Below are 15,355 nucleotides of genomic sequence, written 5' to 3'. Positions count from 1 at the left end.
CACACTTAGACCAAAAGGTGATCAATAGTTTTCACACAGTCTGTACGTGAAGCGGTCGTTGAAGCATTGAGATTCTAATGGCGGCAATGAGCGAATAGCAGTCATGACGTTTGCCAGTTGTGACGGAGGGCTCATCGTTCATAACAGGCATTCATCTGCTATGCGCTGTGAGTTCAATTTGGCGATGCACCGCTATCTTTACGTTAGGAAATCGTTGTCTTGAAGCGATTACATATTGACTATGCATCGACACAAAAAGCTCATATCTGTAACAGGTAATAAGAAAGCAGCTTCTCTCTCGAAGTAACTTTACAAATGCTACCCACACATCTAGTGTGGAATATCATCCGTTTCATTTCATTTAACGGACCACTGGGAGGGATTATGTATCGTTCGGGACTTATACTACTAGTACTCGCGTTGTTGTTCTGCGTGTTATCGGGTTGTATTACACAGGATAACTTACGGTTATCAGCCTCCCCCAAAGGTGATCCGGAGATACCATCCTCCAGCAAGCTGTTAAAAGAAGCTGAGCAGCACTACACTGCTATCTTTCTGGCTAACTACCCAATGCTTTCGACAATGCTTCAACCACCGCCAGAACTGGCAGGTGGCGAATACGATAACCGGTTGGGCGACTACAGCCCCCGCGCTTTTAAACTGTTCCGGCAAAACATGAATGAAGCCCGTGAAACGTTTAAAACCCTCTTGAAAGCAGACGATTTAACCGACCCTGAGCGGCAAAATGCCAGTATCCTTCATAACATGTTTAGCATGTATGCAGGTAGTCCTGACTTTACAGGTGGTTTTATTCATTACTGGGGCGGACAGCCTCCCTATATTATTAATCCCCAATACACACCGCTTAACTGGCTACCGACGGCAATGCAGTATCAACAGCCGGTAACTAATGAAAGTGAGGTTCATGCGTATTTACAAAGATTGAACGCCGTTGATGAATTTGTCGATAGCATTATCGCCAAATATCAGTTTGACATTGAACAAGGTGTCATTCTGCCTAAAAAGCTCCATCCTAAAACGCTTTTGTTTTTTGACAAGTTTTTGGCTTTGCCGGCCAATGAGCACGAACTGGTTACTACCTTTGCTGAGCGTATCGCATTAATCGATAACATGGATGAAGAGATTAAACAGCGCGCGTTAACCAGAGCTGCAGATCTTGTGGAAACCGTTGTTTACCCAGCTTATCAACGAGCAAGACAAGCTGTAGTAAACAGCGAACCATTAGCCCGGGATGATGACGGGCTATGGTCACAGCGAGCTGGTGACCTTGCTTATCTGTATGAAGTTGAATTCCTCGGCGACACGGAATTATCCCCGGAGCAAATTCATAAACTGGGATTAGAAGAAGTAAATAGAATTACCGCTCTAATGGAACCACTCTTAAATGGTATCGGATTGATTCAGGGCACCGTAGGAGAGCGAATGCTTAAACTGCTCGAATTTCCCGGTCAGGTTTATCCCAATACTGATTTAGGGCGAGCAGCTTTGCTTGAATATGTGAACACATTAATCGATGAAGTTATGAGCAAATCCCCAGCTATTTATGGAACCATTCCAGAACAATCTGTTGAAGTGCGTCGGATCCCGGAAGTTTCAGAAGCATCCTCTTCGGCCGGCTATTATACATCGCCGTCTCTTGACGGAAATCGTCCGGGTATTTTTTGGATTAACTTACGTGCTATGGAATCTGTGCCAAAGTTTCGGCTCAAAACACTCACCTTTCATGAAGCCGTACCTGGTCACCATTTTCAAATAGCGTTGAATATGAATCAGGAGGTTGGTTTACTCAGGCAAAATTCGCCCTATAACGCTTATTCTGAAGGTTGGGGACTTTACGCCGAATACACCGCTAGCGAACATTTAGGCATGTACAAAGACGATGACTTAGGCAATCTTGGGCGCTTACAGGCTGAACTTTACCGCGCCGCGCGATTAGTGGTGGATACCGGTTTACATTATAAAAAATGGACTCGTGAACAGGCGATTGATTATTTTCATAGCGTTACGGGCAGTCCGCTCTCCGACGTGGAAAGTGAAATAGAACGTTACATGGCTTTACCCGGTCAGGCATTAGGTTACAAAATGGGGATGATAACGTTCGTGGAACTGGAAAGAGAAGCCAGAGCAAGGTTAGGACCTAATTATGATATAAAGGCATTTCATGATGTCATCTTATTACCCGGCGCCCGACCAATGAGCATGGTTAAAGAGGATGTCGCCAACTGGATTGCTCATCAAACTCAATAACCCCCTAGTTACACAGGTTTATATAGAAGGCTTAAAGTTTGCTATGTACCTTCAGTCTTTCGATTGTAGGCTTAAGGAACATTGGTGGCCTTAAACGTAACAGTTAATTACGTCCGCTTATGACCAATGGCAGAAATAGAGAATCACAACGTTGAATGTCCGCTATTTGTCTAAGTGCGCCTGTCAATCTGCCAGCCATACTTAAGTTTCCTATTAAACAGGAGACAAATCATGGCAATTATAATCCATACACCTTGGAACAAAAATCGTATTATCGGTCAGAAAAAGCCTCTTCAGATATCACATATATGGGGTATCCGGATTCGCTTAGAGCTTGAAGGACGGACTCGTGATCTAGCACTGTTCAACCTTGGACTTGATAGCAAACTACGAGGTTGTGATCTCGTTAAACTCAAGGTTTCAGATGTTGTTTGCGGACGTTCAGTTCTGAGACGCACGCATGTCGTTCAACAAAAAACAGGTAGTCCTGTCCAATTTGAAATAACACCAAGCACCGGAGAGACGATCATGGCTTGGGTAAACAAAGCCGGATTGAAAGCATCTGACTATCTTTTTAAGTCTCGCATACATGACGCTGAGCACATATCAACTAGACAATATAACCGCATTTTTCACGGATGGATTGAAAAACTTGGTCTAGATACATCGCTCTACAGCACCCATTCAATGCGCAGAACCAAGCCCTATCTGATTTACAAGAAGACTAAAAACCTTCGGGTTGTACAACTCTTGCTGGGCCATAAAAAGTTAGAGAGCACTGTCCGCTACTTGGGCATCGAGGTAGACGACGCATTGGAAATATCAGAATCTATTGAAGTTTAAGCTCTAAGGGGCTGCTTGTGCAGCCTCTTTGTACGTATTGCTGCCGCTCAGGGTGCCGTTTTAAGCGTCGATTTGCTTTATTTTCTCACTGACCAGTTTTGCGAACTCCTAAGTGTATGACTTGGCAGCGTAAAGCTGTACTATTCCAATTGTGATTCATTTACATGCGAACTATGGTTCGCGTATAAATAGGTTCGCAAAATATTAAATGTGATGCCAGCGCAGCCACAGCACGGGATCGCGGGAGTAAGCCCAGTATGACAAAAATTAATATGCGGTTCTTAGGGTCCGCATCATTTAAATGTTAGCCTCGGGTAATCAAATTTAAGGGAAGCTGGAGAAAATATGACACCAGATTTAGTTAGCGCAATTGCGGCGTCCGTAAGTGCCGCGGTCGGAATAGTATTGTGTCTTCAACTGTTCCTTATCAAATCTCACTTCAATAAGGAGCATCAATACAAACGAAACCTGCACTCTAACGAGATAATACGCTGGTGGGTAGAAACTGCGAATAACAGAGTAACAGGTGCCGCAAGGCAGGTTGTTGAATGTTTTTCGCCGGCACAATGCAGGTCGTTAGTCAACAATGAAGCGGTTCATCTCATATTACCTGAAGATAATGAAGAGCAGCGGCGAGAAAGGGAATACCTGCTGGAGAAGATTAAGGTCTGCTTAGAAGAGAATCATGCACAAGTTGAAATACAAGGTTCAAGCGTCACAATAAATGCATCTGAATCTTCATTGCTGAGATCGCTGACAACCAGATATCTGAATTCGATGGAAACAGTTTGTTCCGCTTGGCGTCATCACTTAGTTAATAGAGCACTGATTGAAGAAGAGTTCACGTACATTGTTCATGTCAACCGGGGATACCGTATGCTGCAAACCTTCAGAGAGCAATCTGGAGGTACAGAAGCATTTCCTGCAATTTACGAATTCATTGTCGCGGTCGGCCCTAAGTTAAAAAAAGGTGAAGAAGCGATTTCAGGTTAACAATCACATCCAGCCGACCCGCAACTCCGCGAGGCTGATGTGGAGCGTTTTATTTTTAGAGAGAGCATTCGGTGATTCCAGATAGGAATGAAATAAAAAAAGCTTTAGTCAATCTTTTAGAACGAGACGGATCTTTGTCTCCACCGCCAGTATATAAAGCTTTGTCTGATCATTTTGGATTGAGTGCTAGCGATCTTGCAAAGAAAACGAAATCGAAAGAAAGCTTTAGTGGACATTAGAGCTCACTCCCTTTGGTCGCTCGGACGAATTTACGAGGGGCGGCTTCGCCATTATGGCCCTCTCAACTGCGCCGCTTAGCTTAGTTAATGTTGAAGGTCACGCTGTGGGGCTGAAAAGTACGTATTCCGGACCTTTGCAATTGGTTTCCTTGCTGCCACCACTGCGCGCACCGCCAGTTGAGCAGGGTATTCAGATACAGCGAGATTTCGACTGGGGAGCCTGAACTGTTCTAGACCGAACTATAGGTTAACCGCGAACTCGTCTTTGTCGATGCCATAGTTTCCTGTACTCATGACCAGGCCAACCAGCGCGCCAGCAATAAGATAAATCAACTTCTCACTCCAGCATTTAGCCAATCCGCCTCAAAAATGCCCTTAGGGGCTGTATTTGAAAAGCGTTGTAAAGTACAGTTCATGGCGTTAGTCTTTCTTATACGCGGCTCAGGCCGGTTTTTTTATGGCGTTTAAAAAGAGGAGTAAATGAAACTAATAACTTTCTATTGATGGACGTTTTTGCTGAGGAACGTTGCATTTCCCTTTTTTCAACGCTAATCTGAACCCGTTACTCACCGCCCAGGTACACGACGTTCAGGAAATACTACAGTAGTCGGGATTTATTCTTTTCATAACAAGGATAATGTTATGGCGACGCTGTTTTCCACATTAAGCTCACTTGCAAAGAACCGCTCTGCAACCGTCTCTTTCGCGCAAAATACCATCACTGTAGATGTTGATGTCAATGGCTCTGCGACATTGGAATGTCAGTTACAGAATGTCTCGTTAACAGATGCAATGGAGGAGCTTGGACTACCTCAATATAAGAGCCTGCAAAATATTGAATTTAAGCTTATTACGCTTGATTTGAAAATGGCGAAAAGCGATAGCATTTTAGTCATACTGAACGGCAATTGGAATGATGAAATGCTGCTGTCGTTAAGTGTTTCTTATGTAAGTGGCAAAGTACTCTACACTTTAGGCGCCTACTTTCAAACCACAAAACAACTGACTAAATTTAATAACTCCGAACTTGTGAGTGGCGTCAATGCCAGTCATTTTTATGCTGTATTTTCCAATCAGGATGGTGCGCCTTTTCAGTTTTCCTCAACGCAAGATTCATCCGGAAAAGATATCGCGCCGGACAAGGTTATTACTATTCGTGGCCTATTGTTGAATTTGTTTGTGAGCATAGAGGATAAGTCCGGCAAACATAAGAGTTCGGTATTGAATCAGTTAAGCAAACTGTTGGGTAAGTTTGATTTATTGCTGGGTGCAAAAATCAGTGACCCGGATAGCACTGCGACGGATATTGAACTACAGGGGCATATTGCACTATCCGGCGATGGTCAGGGCGGCAAGCTGGCTAAGTTGTTAGCGGTAACACAACCGGAATTAGTCGTTACCGTTCAATACCAAAAGAATGCGGTGTCGGCGTCACTTGATGCGGTTATCGATATTCCTTTCGGGCTTAATCCTGATGCCCGCAAGCTCCAGTCCAGTGTCAGGATTAGTTTGACTGAAACGGAGCTGCAACTAGATTTTGATGAGGACTTCGCGAATTCCTCCACACCATTTACGCTGTACTGCTTAACGTTACAGAATGTGGGCGGCTCGGTAAATATAGTCGATGTGGGCGAGGGTGGTGGTGCGGTTGAACTCAAGTTTAAACTTCACGATAAAGAAAACAATGCAGATATATATTTTGCTGGGTTTGCGGATGTAGCGATTACTGCCGAGGGAGCGGTAGTCGTCAATACACTTTATTTAAGCATTACGGGTACGGTATCGCTGGGCCTACTGTATGATTTAGCGCCGGTGAATCACAACGATAAGATTTCAAATGAGTTAGCAGAAGTCAGTTTCAGTGATCTGGTTTTTTACATGGAAACTATGCCGGATAAGGAACCGGACGGAACTACTTTTCCGGTTGGCATGAAGTTCAATGGTGCGTTTGATGCATTTGGCTGGGACGCTTTTTGCGATGTGACCTTCAATAGTTCCAGTGCATTTTCTTTTGATCTGGCAATGGATGAGATTACCGTTAAGCAGGGCAAAAAACACTATTTGGTTTTATCGGCCCCCATGGATGCAAAGGGAGAAGCGCAAACAATAGCTCTGAAAACGTTTTCAAATCCAGTTTCGGCGAGTGCAAAGCAAAAGACTAAAGTCTACACCGGACCACAACTGTCTATTAGCTCGTTGGAAAATCCCCATTTTGATTTTGATGCGAGCATCGACTTTTTGGACGCTGAAAAAATTCAGATGTCGGGCAAGCTGGATAAAACTGAAATTAGTTTGTCGTTATCTGAGCAGCAAGAAAAGATCCATTCTTTTTTTAACGGAGAGTTTTTACTCTCATTAGAGATGCAGGATGACAAAAGTTTCACCCTGCACACCACTGAAACTCTGAATCTAAGCGAGATTGTGAAAGATGTGGCTTTCTCTTTTATGACTTTCGGGGTCATTTCTTTGAAAGACGCACATTGGCCTACAGATAGTTTTGAGATAACGCTCGACATTTTATGGAATAAAGGTGAATTCGAGCTACAAGCCAGTTTCAGTATTGAAATGACTAAAGATAAGAAAAAGCTGTCAGTGCCTGGTGTGTATACCAAGGACAAAGTGTCTATCAAAATCAAGGATCCTATTACTAAAGTCGAGGACATTCCGAAGGCGTTTTATGATTATTTTAAGCATGCCCTCGTTGATTATATGACCTCAATACTGGCCAATGATGCAGAAATGGTTGAGAAATGGTTGCTTCACCATCTCATTAACGATGTGGCTTTGGGATGTAAAATCCTTAAATCATTATTCGATTACGACGAGAAAAAACTGGCTAACATATTAAGTCAATTGGCCACGGTTGCAGCAGATGCCGAAGCCTATATTGGCAAAATCTTAAACGACGTGGGTTTCACGAGCAGAGAAATCAGTAACGGTATTATCGGGCTGTATAATCAGGCTGGCAAAGAGGCTAGTGAGTTTGTGCCTGCCGTAGCAAAAGCACTTAAGGGCGCAGAGTATGGAGCCGCAGAACTGGGGGATGGTTTGCATCAAACCTATCAGCAATTGGCGCATTTTGGTGGCAACATCTTTAAACAATTCCAAAGTTACTTTTCCCCGGATGCTATCGTCAAAGACATAAATGGACTTTTCTCACCCTATGACGTTACCTATTCCATTTCTTTTATCATGGCTCAACTCGATCAAAAGTATAGCATCGATAAGTTGAAAAAGATTTTGGCGAGTGAGTTAAACATCGCGGAAGACGAGGCAAAACTAACGCTCAAAAAAGTTAAGGCTGATGCTGAGACTTTGTGGAAGGATATTGATAATGAGTTAAAGAAAGCGGAAAAAGATGCTAAAAAAGTGGCCAAAAGCTATTTGATAGATCCGCTTAAAAAGCTGGTTGATTTTTTATAGGACAATCCCTCCTATGAATATGCAACGTACAGCCAGCTTTGCTTTGTCTTGTTTGGTCTTTGTATATTTAGTTTATGCAATAGTTGATGCCTGGCCTTCGCTTGATATACCCAAACCTGCTTTACACAAAGAGCCGAAAAGTCATGTGGGTATGGATATTTCTCATTATCAGAGTGATATCAACTGGGATGAAATGGTTAAGAACAAACTTGCCTTCATTTTTATAAAAGCCACTCAGGGCATGAATTATATTGATCCAGAGGCCAAGGCCCATGCTCTTGCTGCTACCGCTAAAGCCATCCCTTTTGGTTATTATCATTTTTATAGTCCGATTGAAGATCCTGCTAAACAAGCTCAGCATTTTCTTAAAACAACGGCATCACAAACGGCTTCGTTACGGCCCGTAATTGACGTTGAAGTGCTCAACAATACGACATCAGAGCAGTTGGTTAGTGGCTTGAAGCGGTGGATTGCGATGGTAGAAAAAGCACTGGGATGCGAAGTGATTGTGTATACCGGGGACAGTTTTTGGCATGCACACCTGGCAACCGATTTTGCCGATAAAACCTTATGGCTCGCTGAATACCGCGATACCGCTCCGGATGATAAATGGTTGATATGGCAAAGGTCTCAGGATGGTCGGTTAGTTGGTCTGCAAGGCAACGTTGATTTAGACGAAATGCGTCATCAGGACAAAGGACTGGAGGCACTAACATGCAAACAAGGATAAATCAGCTTTGGGCTGCGATAAAATCGTCGCCTAAAGTACAGCTCGTATTGTTTCTTTGTTTAATGATAATTACTGCGCTGTTGGGTGGTGCAGGGCATTTATGGCAACAGTTGGTACATCCTCTATTTAATGCCGCTACTGACTATGCTGATTATGCCGCCGGTGAAACAGCCAAGACGTTGCAGGTCGTGACAGCATTAAATGGGGTAGTGCAGTTAATACAAAGTGGTGAAATTGGTATTTCGTTTATCGTGGATATGCAGGTAACTTTGGGCGAACTTCTGGCGTCGCTGAATTCCACTTTGACCAAAGCCTATGAAGCGCTGATGCTGGACTTGTCAATCTGGAAGGCAATTACGTTGTTGTTATCGCTGGTTTATTTTCTTGCTCCGGTAATGGTACTACTCTTTTGTATCGCGATTTTAGCACTACTGTTGTGTAGAACATTTGAATTAAAAAAGAATCGCTTTTACCGGGCCTTGCTCCGCTCAACCCACTATCTATGGATTGTTTTATTAGGGACTACGTTGTTAATTCCTAGCTCAATTGTTCTCTCTGGAGCTCTCACAACTGAACTCTCACAGGCAATGCTGAGCGATATCCATCAGCACTACGAGCGTATGCATGATGAAATTAAATCTCAGCAGCAGTCTGACTACAAAGAAACGGCGAAATCTGTTATTGCTCAGGCTGAAACCCTGGCAGCGAACTTAGCTGAAAAAGTGTCGGCAACCATTAGCAAAGTAAGTTTGCATACCGCGTTATTGCTATTTAATACCGTGGCTTTACCATTGTTATTATGGTGCTTCCTGACAGGTTTCGTGTATATTTTCTTTAAACCGAAAAGTATGGAAGACATGCTTTTAGAGTATGTAATGGCTGCGACAACAAACACGCTGCCTCGAGAATGAGTGTCTCTACTGTATTTAACTGGCAATGTCTCTTCAAATTGTTGTGTCAATGAATTGCGTCTTAAATTTAAACTTTACTTTTTGCCTGCTGGTTTATACTTTAGTTTAAAGAAATGTTTGATGACATTACAAAATTTTACTCGTCGAAAAGCTGGATGGCAGGAAGATTTGTAAATCGTTGATTATTTTCTAAGCTTGTAAGACGTGTAATTACATTGACGGCTGAATAACACGGTGAATATCAGGCAGGACGCACAACTGCTCTTTTCATTGGACAAGATGTCCCAGTTTGATATCATAAATATTGCTGAGCAAACGGCAAAGGTTAGTGGTTGCTCGGGGGTCTTGGTGTTTGTGCTTGACCATGATTATCGTGTTACCGGGGCCAAGCTATTCCTGCAGAATAATAAACCCGTCACGGTTGATCATTTTGATTTTTCGATAGAAGATTGCGAGCACCTCAATACCGGCGTAATAAATACGCAATACCTTGTTATCAATGGGCGTAATTTACTTGAACATCACTGCTCGCTGAGCAAGTTACTCTTTCATGCCGACAGTACACCGGTTGGTTGTGCTGTTTTGCTGGCCGATTCAAATCAGCAACAGAATCCCACTTTACAATTATGGATGTCCGCTTTTTGTCTTTAGCTGACGATTACAATCTGGCCATCACATGTCCGCTTTTCGCTCTAAGGAGCCATTGTCTGCATCGTATTTAAAGTGCCTTTCATTCAAATGCGGTAATGTCATCGATACAAAAAACATTCTTACTTTTGGGAAGATGCTTACGCGAATTTCTTTAGAGATAATGGACAAAAAATTCCCACAACATGCACTGATAAGCTGTTAAGGTAGAATTAAAATTACAAGGATAAGTATGAAGTATTTCAAATGGTTGTTTTCTGCAGCAGTGCTTGTTTCATCATTTCCGGGTCTTGCAAATGATTATGAAGTGGTGGACATAGATTCAAAGGTACTTGGCGAACAGCGGCAATATCAGGTTTTGCTACCTGAGGATTATTTCACCACATCACAGAATTACCCTGTTATTTACCGGCTTGATGGAGCTGAGAATATTCCTCTGATGAAAGAGGTTTTGGGCAGATTAAAAGATGCTGACGCAGCCCCCGACGTTATCATCGTGGCGATTGAAAATACAGACAGACTGCGCGACATGTATCCCACTGTGAATCAGGACAGAAATGGCCCTGTTGGCATTGGCGGCGGGGCTAAAAAATTTCTTGCGTTCATTGAGCAGGAACTGATCCCCGATGTTGAAGAACGGTATCGCACGCATTCGACCCGTCTTATTTCAGGGGCCTCGGCTGCCGGTGTGTTTAGTTTGTATGCCATGCAACAGAGTCCAGGTCTTTTTGATGCACATATCGCTTATAGTCCTGCGGTTTGGTGGAACGCGGGCGCGATGGTGGAGCGAACCGAAAAGTGGCTTTCCTCCGGGCCGTCTGAATCTGCCTATGTTTACATGAATATGGGTAACGAAGGGCTACCAATGCGACCTTACTATGACGAGCTGTTAACTTCGTTTTCAACCCTTGACACCCCTCATTTAAACGTAGTCGTAAACGAGTATCCAGGCGTTTCTCATGAGCTAACGTCGGCGGCTGGCATTTTTAACGCATATCAATCATTTTTCATGAGCAAAGCCTTTCCCCGTGAGAAAGTGACTGCAGATATGCAGGTTATAGACGATTACTACCGGCGTTTAGGTGAACAATGGGGTATTGACCCGACACCACCTGAAAACGTGGTTCGGGAGTTAGGTTACTACTTTGACTGGCAGAAAAAGCCTCATTTAGCGATGAAGTTGTATAAGCATAATATGTCCCATCACCCTGAAAACCCTGATGCTATTGCCGGTGTTGCATATGGCTATGAAGGACAAAATAAGCTCAGGGAAGCGCTGACCTATGCGAAAAAAGCACTGGCTGTCGCTACAGAAGATATTCCTTACTACGATTATTTTGTTGAAAATGTAGAGCGTTTAGAAAACAAAATGAAAGGCACAGAGAAAGCGAATTAATTCGCTTTCAAAGCCCGCCACAAAGGTCTAAAAAATTGCCTGTCGAGAATGAAGATTTGTCAGACGAGAGCCAATAGATGGCTTCTGCCACTTCTTCTGGCTCACCGCCGCGTTGCAGGGGAATAATGTTTTTTAATCTTTTAACTCTGTCAGGTTCACCGCCGTCAGCGTGCATATCTGTGTTTATTAAACCCGGCCGGACACAGTTTACCCGGATGCCTTCAGCGGCGACTTCCAGAGACAGCCCTCTGGTTAAAGTATCAATGGCTCCTTTGGAAGCTGCATAATCGATATATTCATCCGGCGAACCGGTACGGGAGGCGCCCGATGAGACATTTACTATAGTGCCTCCTTGTCCGCCTCGATGTGTCGACATGCGCTTCACTGCTTCCCGGCAGCAAAGAAAGTAACTGGTTACATTGTTAGTCAAAATGCTGTTGATTCTTTCGGCCGTAAGCTCTTCGAGCCGCGATTGCTGACGCAAAATGCCCGCATTGTTTACAAGAACTGATAAATATCCCTGTTCATCGTCAATTCGCTTAAACAGTCGCATTACACCGGCTTCCTGAGAGACGTCGGCCTGCACGGTAAAGCAACGACCACCCAGAGTGTTGATTTCATGAGTTAAAACTTCAGCCGCTTCTGAATTGGACTTGTAATTGATACAAACCGTATATCCCTTTGCAGCAAACAATCTGGAATTAGCAGCCCCAATACCGCGGCTACCACCAGTGACTAGAACGATTTTTGAATTATCCATTACTTTACCCTGCGTTACTCAAAATACGTGCCTGAGGTGTTGCGTTCAAAAGGATAATCATCTCTGTATCCGCCAGGTTTTCTTTCACCGGTGAATTAACCGGAAAAGCCGGTATCGTCCTGCGTAGGACTCCCGGCAGCTTCACGGGCTAAATCATCAACCCGCTCATTCTCCGGATGGCCGGAGTGGCCCTTAACCCAGTGCCAGTCCACATCGTGCTTCTTTACGGCTTCGTCCAGACGCTTCCACAAATCGGCATTTTTTACCGGCTTTTTATCGGCGGTACGCCAGCCGTTTTTGCGCCAGTTCTTGATCCACTGGTTTATGCCGTTTTTAACGTACTGACTGTCGGTGGTAATGTCTACAATGCAGGGTTCTGTCAGACATTCCAGTGCAGCAGCGGGGGCCATCAGTTCCATGCGGTTATTGGTGGTTTGATTAAAACCCTCACTGATTTCTTTTTTGTGTTTTCCGAATATCAACAGTGCGCCATATCCGCCTGGTCCGGGGTTGCCTAAACAGGAGCCATCGGTATATATCGCGATTTTTTTCTTTGCCATGAAGGGCCTTTTTTACGTCAGAAATGTGTTTCCGGGATAATGTCCTGGTATACTAAAGAACTGAAACCGCCTGTGCCAGCGAAAATCTGAAATTCGCGGGGCACCCGGCAACTATAAGATAAAACAAGGTGTTGCAGACATGCGTCAAATCGTGCTCGATACAGAAACCACGGGTATCGAACCTAAAGAAGGTCACCGTATCATTGAAATTGGCTGTGTTGAGGTTGTTAACCGCAAACTCACCGGCAATCATTTTCATGTATACATCAACCCTCAGCGAATTGTTGAACAGGAAGCGATTGAAGTTCACGGCATTACCAATGAATTTCTGGCTGACAAGCCGTTGTTTGCAGACGTGGCGCAGGACTTTATCGACTTTATCACCGGAGCCCAGCTGGTAATTCATAACGCAGCCTTCGACGTCGGCTTTATGGATCACGAATTCGGTATGAATGCTCCCACTGCCGGGGTCAAAACTCACGATATTTGTTCTGTGCTCGACAGCTTATCCCTTGCCAGAAAGATGCACCCGGGACAGAAAAATAACCTCGATGCGTTGTGCCGGCGCTACGGTATAGATAACAGTCACCGTGAACTTCACGGCGCTTTACTGGATGCCGAAATTCTTGCTGATGTCTATCTGCTGATGACCGGTGGCCAGACAAAACTGAATCTGGCCGGCCAGAACAGCGAAGGAAGCGGCGATACTCAGGGGATCCGGCGTATTCAGCGAAACGGAAATAAATTAAAGGTTATCCGCGCCTCCGCCGATGAATTAGAACAACATGAAGCACGACTGGATATTGTGCAAAAGAGCGGTGGAAAGTGTTTGTGGCGAGCAACTCCCGAAAGTTAATTCCTTTTTTAACTTCTATCTGGCTATTCTTTATTGCCGGCAGTTTTTCGCTGTCAGCACAAGAGGCCGGTGATGAACCGGCCGTCGACACCAGTGCGTTAACCGCACTGGGTGATGATTATCAAAATTCTATTCTTTTGCTTCGTAACCGCTTCCGCATTGACCATGAAGTGGACGAAGTGACCATGGTTTTCTTCCGCGAATTTGGCTCTGCACCCGTGGTTCTGGTGCGTCCCGACGGCTCGAAGATATTTTCCTCACAGGCTGAAAAAAATAATGTGGAATGGTATGACGATGATACCTTCGACATGATTAAGATAAAAAATCCGGTGCCTGGACCTTGGCAGGCTGTGGGGCAGGTGTTACCGGAAAGCCGGGTGATGGTACTTTCAGGCATTGAGCTTCATGCCGATCCGCTGCCGGCTGTTATATTCTCAGGTGAAGTGCTCAAACAAACCGCCTTTCTGACTAATGGTGGCAAGCCCATTGATTATTCGGCTTTCCGTGAAGTGGTTGATTTGTCCATCGAACTTAAAAGTACCAATAATCCGAATTTTGATAACTTTGGCGCGAAAGACGAACTCATCGCCACCTTTGAAGACAATGGCAGGGGCATGGACGAAGCGCCGGAAGATGGCGTGTTCACCGGTCAGTTTAATCTGGCAATCCCTTCCGGTGAGTGGCGTCCTGTTTTCACCGTGGACACTCCCATGTTTTCCCGTGAACAAATTGATCCGGTTATCATGTTACACCCGAACCCCGTGGTATTGAGTAAAACACTGGATGACGGACAACAGGGTTACCACGATTTACATATTGATGTGGTCCGTGACCAGATTGATATTGAATCGTTATTGATAGACGGAAAAGTCAGGTTTCCCAATGGCGATATTCAGAACTTTTCCATTACTGAACCTTCATCTGAAGCCCGCTTACACCGGATCCTCGCCTATGAAGACGGCTTGTTCAGAGTAAAGATCACTGCCTACGCGAGCACCATCGATGGCAGGGACGTGATCCTCGATGTGCCGGAATATACCTTTTTAGGCGAAACCGGTGGCGAAGAGAGTGACGAAGCGCCTGTGACAGGTGGAGCAGGGGATCTTGAAGCCGCATTGTTAAAAGACACGCCATCCATGCCGTCTGTACAACTGCCACCGGAAGAGCCCGGAATGGATGACGGCACAATGATCATGCTTATTGCAGTGGTAAACGGCTCGATAATACTGATTGGTGTGCTCATTGTAGGCTTTATTGTATGGAAGCGGAAAAAGGCTGCAAAACCTGCGGTTGCTCCGGCAGCGCCTCAGGCTACTACAGGCGCAGAAGATAAAGAGAAAAAGCCGGGTATGCTGGCTGGTTTACTGTCGAAATTTAAAAAGAAGAAGCCTGACAGCGAAGAAAAGTAGTCGGGCAGTGTGGTTTTCACCAGGTGACTTACATGGCAGAAACACGGTTTGCAGGCCCTGCCAGCATGGTATACGGTGGTTATTACATCATTATGGCGAATAATCAGGCAAACGATGCATGTTGGCACATTTTATCTAAAAAAACCGTTGACTCGACCATAGGGAATACGTATTATCTGCGCCGCAGTCAGGGCAGAGACTTCAATAAAGAATCTGCAAGCTGCTGAAAAAATTGAAAAAAGTGGAGCGGTAGTTCAGGTGGTTAGAATACCGGCCTGTCACGCCGGGGGTCGCGGGTTCGAGGCCCGTCCGCTCCGCC

General features: G+C 44.7%; 14 protein-coding genes and 1 tRNA gene. 13 read left to right on the top strand and 2 right to left on the bottom strand.

Translation table 11 applies throughout. The features are described 5' to 3' along the window. Nucleotides 1-384: 384 nt before the first annotated feature. The 9 genes from AC4PME_RS19605 (at nt 385) to AC4PME_RS19565 (ending at nt 11,451) form a co-directional block, all read left to right on the top strand. Nucleotides 385-2,268, top strand: a complete 1,884-nt coding sequence (locus AC4PME_RS19605) for a DUF885 domain-containing protein (RefSeq protein WP_491046830.1) — start codon at nt 385-387, stop codon at nt 2,266-2,268. 231 nt (nt 2,269-2,499) lie between these two features. Beyond that, complete coding sequence (locus AC4PME_RS19600; protein WP_491046829.1) at nt 2,500-3,111, top strand: tyrosine-type recombinase/integrase; 612 nt, start codon at nt 2,500-2,502, stop codon at nt 3,109-3,111. A 345-nt stretch (nt 3,112-3,456) separates the two neighbouring features. Continuing rightward, complete coding sequence (locus AC4PME_RS19595) at nt 3,457-4,104, top strand: hypothetical protein (RefSeq protein ID WP_456252880.1); 648 nt, start codon at nt 3,457-3,459, stop codon at nt 4,102-4,104. Nucleotides 4,105-4,396: 292 nt separating this feature from the next. Continuing rightward, the gene (locus AC4PME_RS19590; RefSeq protein WP_491046828.1) at nt 4,397-4,567 is read left to right on the top strand and encodes a hypothetical protein; all 171 of its coding nucleotides are present in this window, start codon (nt 4,397-4,399) and stop codon (nt 4,565-4,567) included. Between the two features lie 418 nt (nt 4,568-4,985). Beyond that, the gene (locus tag AC4PME_RS19585; protein WP_491046827.1) at nt 4,986-7,766 is read left to right on the top strand and encodes a hypothetical protein; all 2,781 of its coding nucleotides are present in this window, start codon (nt 4,986-4,988) and stop codon (nt 7,764-7,766) included. 13 nt (nt 7,767-7,779) lie between these two features. Next, nucleotides 7,780-8,496, top strand: a complete 717-nt coding sequence (locus tag AC4PME_RS19580) for a glycoside hydrolase family 25 protein (RefSeq protein ID WP_491046826.1) — start codon at nt 7,780-7,782, stop codon at nt 8,494-8,496. Beyond that, complete coding sequence (locus AC4PME_RS19575) at nt 8,481-9,407, top strand: hypothetical protein (RefSeq protein WP_491046824.1); 927 nt, start codon at nt 8,481-8,483, stop codon at nt 9,405-9,407. Before AC4PME_RS19580 ends, AC4PME_RS19575 begins: the two co-directional genes overlap by 16 nt. A gap of 234 nt (nt 9,408-9,641) precedes the next feature. Beyond that, nucleotides 9,642-10,058 (top strand): hypothetical protein, encoded by a 417-nt coding sequence (locus AC4PME_RS19570; RefSeq protein ID WP_491046823.1) that lies wholly within the window; start codon nt 9,642-9,644, stop codon nt 10,056-10,058. A 229-nt stretch (nt 10,059-10,287) separates the two neighbouring features. Continuing rightward, entirely contained in the window at nt 10,288-11,451 is a 1,164-nt protein-coding gene (locus AC4PME_RS19565) for an alpha/beta hydrolase-fold protein (RefSeq protein WP_491046822.1), read from the top strand. Between the two features lie 7 nt (nt 11,452-11,458). On the opposite strand, the gene AC4PME_RS19560 is transcribed toward AC4PME_RS19565, so the two are convergent. Together AC4PME_RS19560 and rnhA are read right to left on the bottom strand one after the other, a co-directional pair. Continuing rightward, nucleotides 11,459-12,211, bottom strand: coding sequence for an SDR family oxidoreductase (locus AC4PME_RS19560; protein ID WP_491046821.1), 753 nt, complete (start codon nt 12,209-12,211; stop codon nt 11,459-11,461). Nucleotides 12,212-12,306: 95 nt separating this feature from the next. Then, nucleotides 12,307-12,771, bottom strand: coding sequence for a ribonuclease HI (gene rnhA / locus AC4PME_RS19555; protein ID WP_303573950.1), 465 nt, complete (start codon nt 12,769-12,771; stop codon nt 12,307-12,309). A gap of 139 nt (nt 12,772-12,910) precedes the next feature. Here rnhA and dnaQ point away from each other — a divergent pair, with 139 nt between their 5' ends. The 4 genes from dnaQ (at nt 12,911) to AC4PME_RS19535 (ending at nt 15,353) form a co-directional block, all read left to right on the top strand. Then, complete coding sequence (gene dnaQ / locus AC4PME_RS19550) at nt 12,911-13,627, top strand: DNA polymerase III subunit epsilon (protein ID WP_474844336.1); 717 nt, start codon at nt 12,911-12,913, stop codon at nt 13,625-13,627. Beyond that, nucleotides 13,603-15,036 (top strand): TIGR03503 family protein, encoded by a 1,434-nt coding sequence (locus AC4PME_RS19545; RefSeq protein WP_491046820.1) that lies wholly within the window; start codon nt 13,603-13,605, stop codon nt 15,034-15,036. Before dnaQ ends, AC4PME_RS19545 begins: the two co-directional genes overlap by 25 nt. A 32-nt stretch (nt 15,037-15,068) precedes the next feature. Further along, complete coding sequence (locus tag AC4PME_RS19540) at nt 15,069-15,263, top strand: hypothetical protein (protein WP_491046819.1); 195 nt, start codon at nt 15,069-15,071, stop codon at nt 15,261-15,263. 16 nt (nt 15,264-15,279) lie between these two features. Further along, a tRNA-Asp gene (locus AC4PME_RS19535) sits at nt 15,280-15,353 on the top strand. Nucleotides 15,354-15,355: the final 2 nt, after the last annotated feature.

The organism is Alteromonas sp., from assembly GCF_984505615.1.
The sequence above is the reverse complement of the archived record's forward strand: the minus strand, read 5'-3'. Positions and strand labels throughout refer to the sequence as shown.

Excerpts from the sequence above, each read along its gene's own strand:
- AC4PME_RS19605 (WP_491046830.1), top strand. The coding sequence starts at position 385 with ATGTATCGTTCGGGACTTATACTACTAGTACTCGCGTTGTTGTTCTGC.
- AC4PME_RS19600 (WP_491046829.1), top strand. The coding sequence starts at position 2,500 with ATGGCAATTATAATCCATACACCTTGGAACAAAAATCGTATTATCGGT.
- AC4PME_RS19595 (WP_456252880.1), top strand. The coding sequence starts at position 3,457 with ATGACACCAGATTTAGTTAGCGCAATTGCGGCGTCCGTAAGTGCCGCG.
- AC4PME_RS19590 (WP_491046828.1), top strand. The coding sequence starts at position 4,397 with ATGGCCCTCTCAACTGCGCCGCTTAGCTTAGTTAATGTTGAAGGTCAC.
- AC4PME_RS19585 (WP_491046827.1), top strand. The coding sequence starts at position 4,986 with ATGGCGACGCTGTTTTCCACATTAAGCTCACTTGCAAAGAACCGCTCT.
- AC4PME_RS19580 (WP_491046826.1), top strand. The coding sequence starts at position 7,780 with ATGAATATGCAACGTACAGCCAGCTTTGCTTTGTCTTGTTTGGTCTTT.
- AC4PME_RS19575 (WP_491046824.1), top strand. The coding sequence starts at position 8,481 with ATGCAAACAAGGATAAATCAGCTTTGGGCTGCGATAAAATCGTCGCCT.
- AC4PME_RS19565 (WP_491046822.1), top strand. The coding sequence starts at position 10,288 with ATGAAGTATTTCAAATGGTTGTTTTCTGCAGCAGTGCTTGTTTCATCA.
- AC4PME_RS19560 (WP_491046821.1), bottom strand. The coding sequence starts at position 12,211 with ATGGATAATTCAAAAATCGTTCTAGTCACTGGTGGTAGCCGCGGTATT.
- rnhA (WP_303573950.1), bottom strand. The coding sequence starts at position 12,771 with ATGGCAAAGAAAAAAATCGCGATATATACCGATGGCTCCTGTTTAGGC.
- dnaQ (WP_474844336.1), top strand. The coding sequence starts at position 12,911 with ATGCGTCAAATCGTGCTCGATACAGAAACCACGGGTATCGAACCTAAA.
- AC4PME_RS19540 (WP_491046819.1), top strand. The coding sequence starts at position 15,069 with ATGGCAGAAACACGGTTTGCAGGCCCTGCCAGCATGGTATACGGTGGT.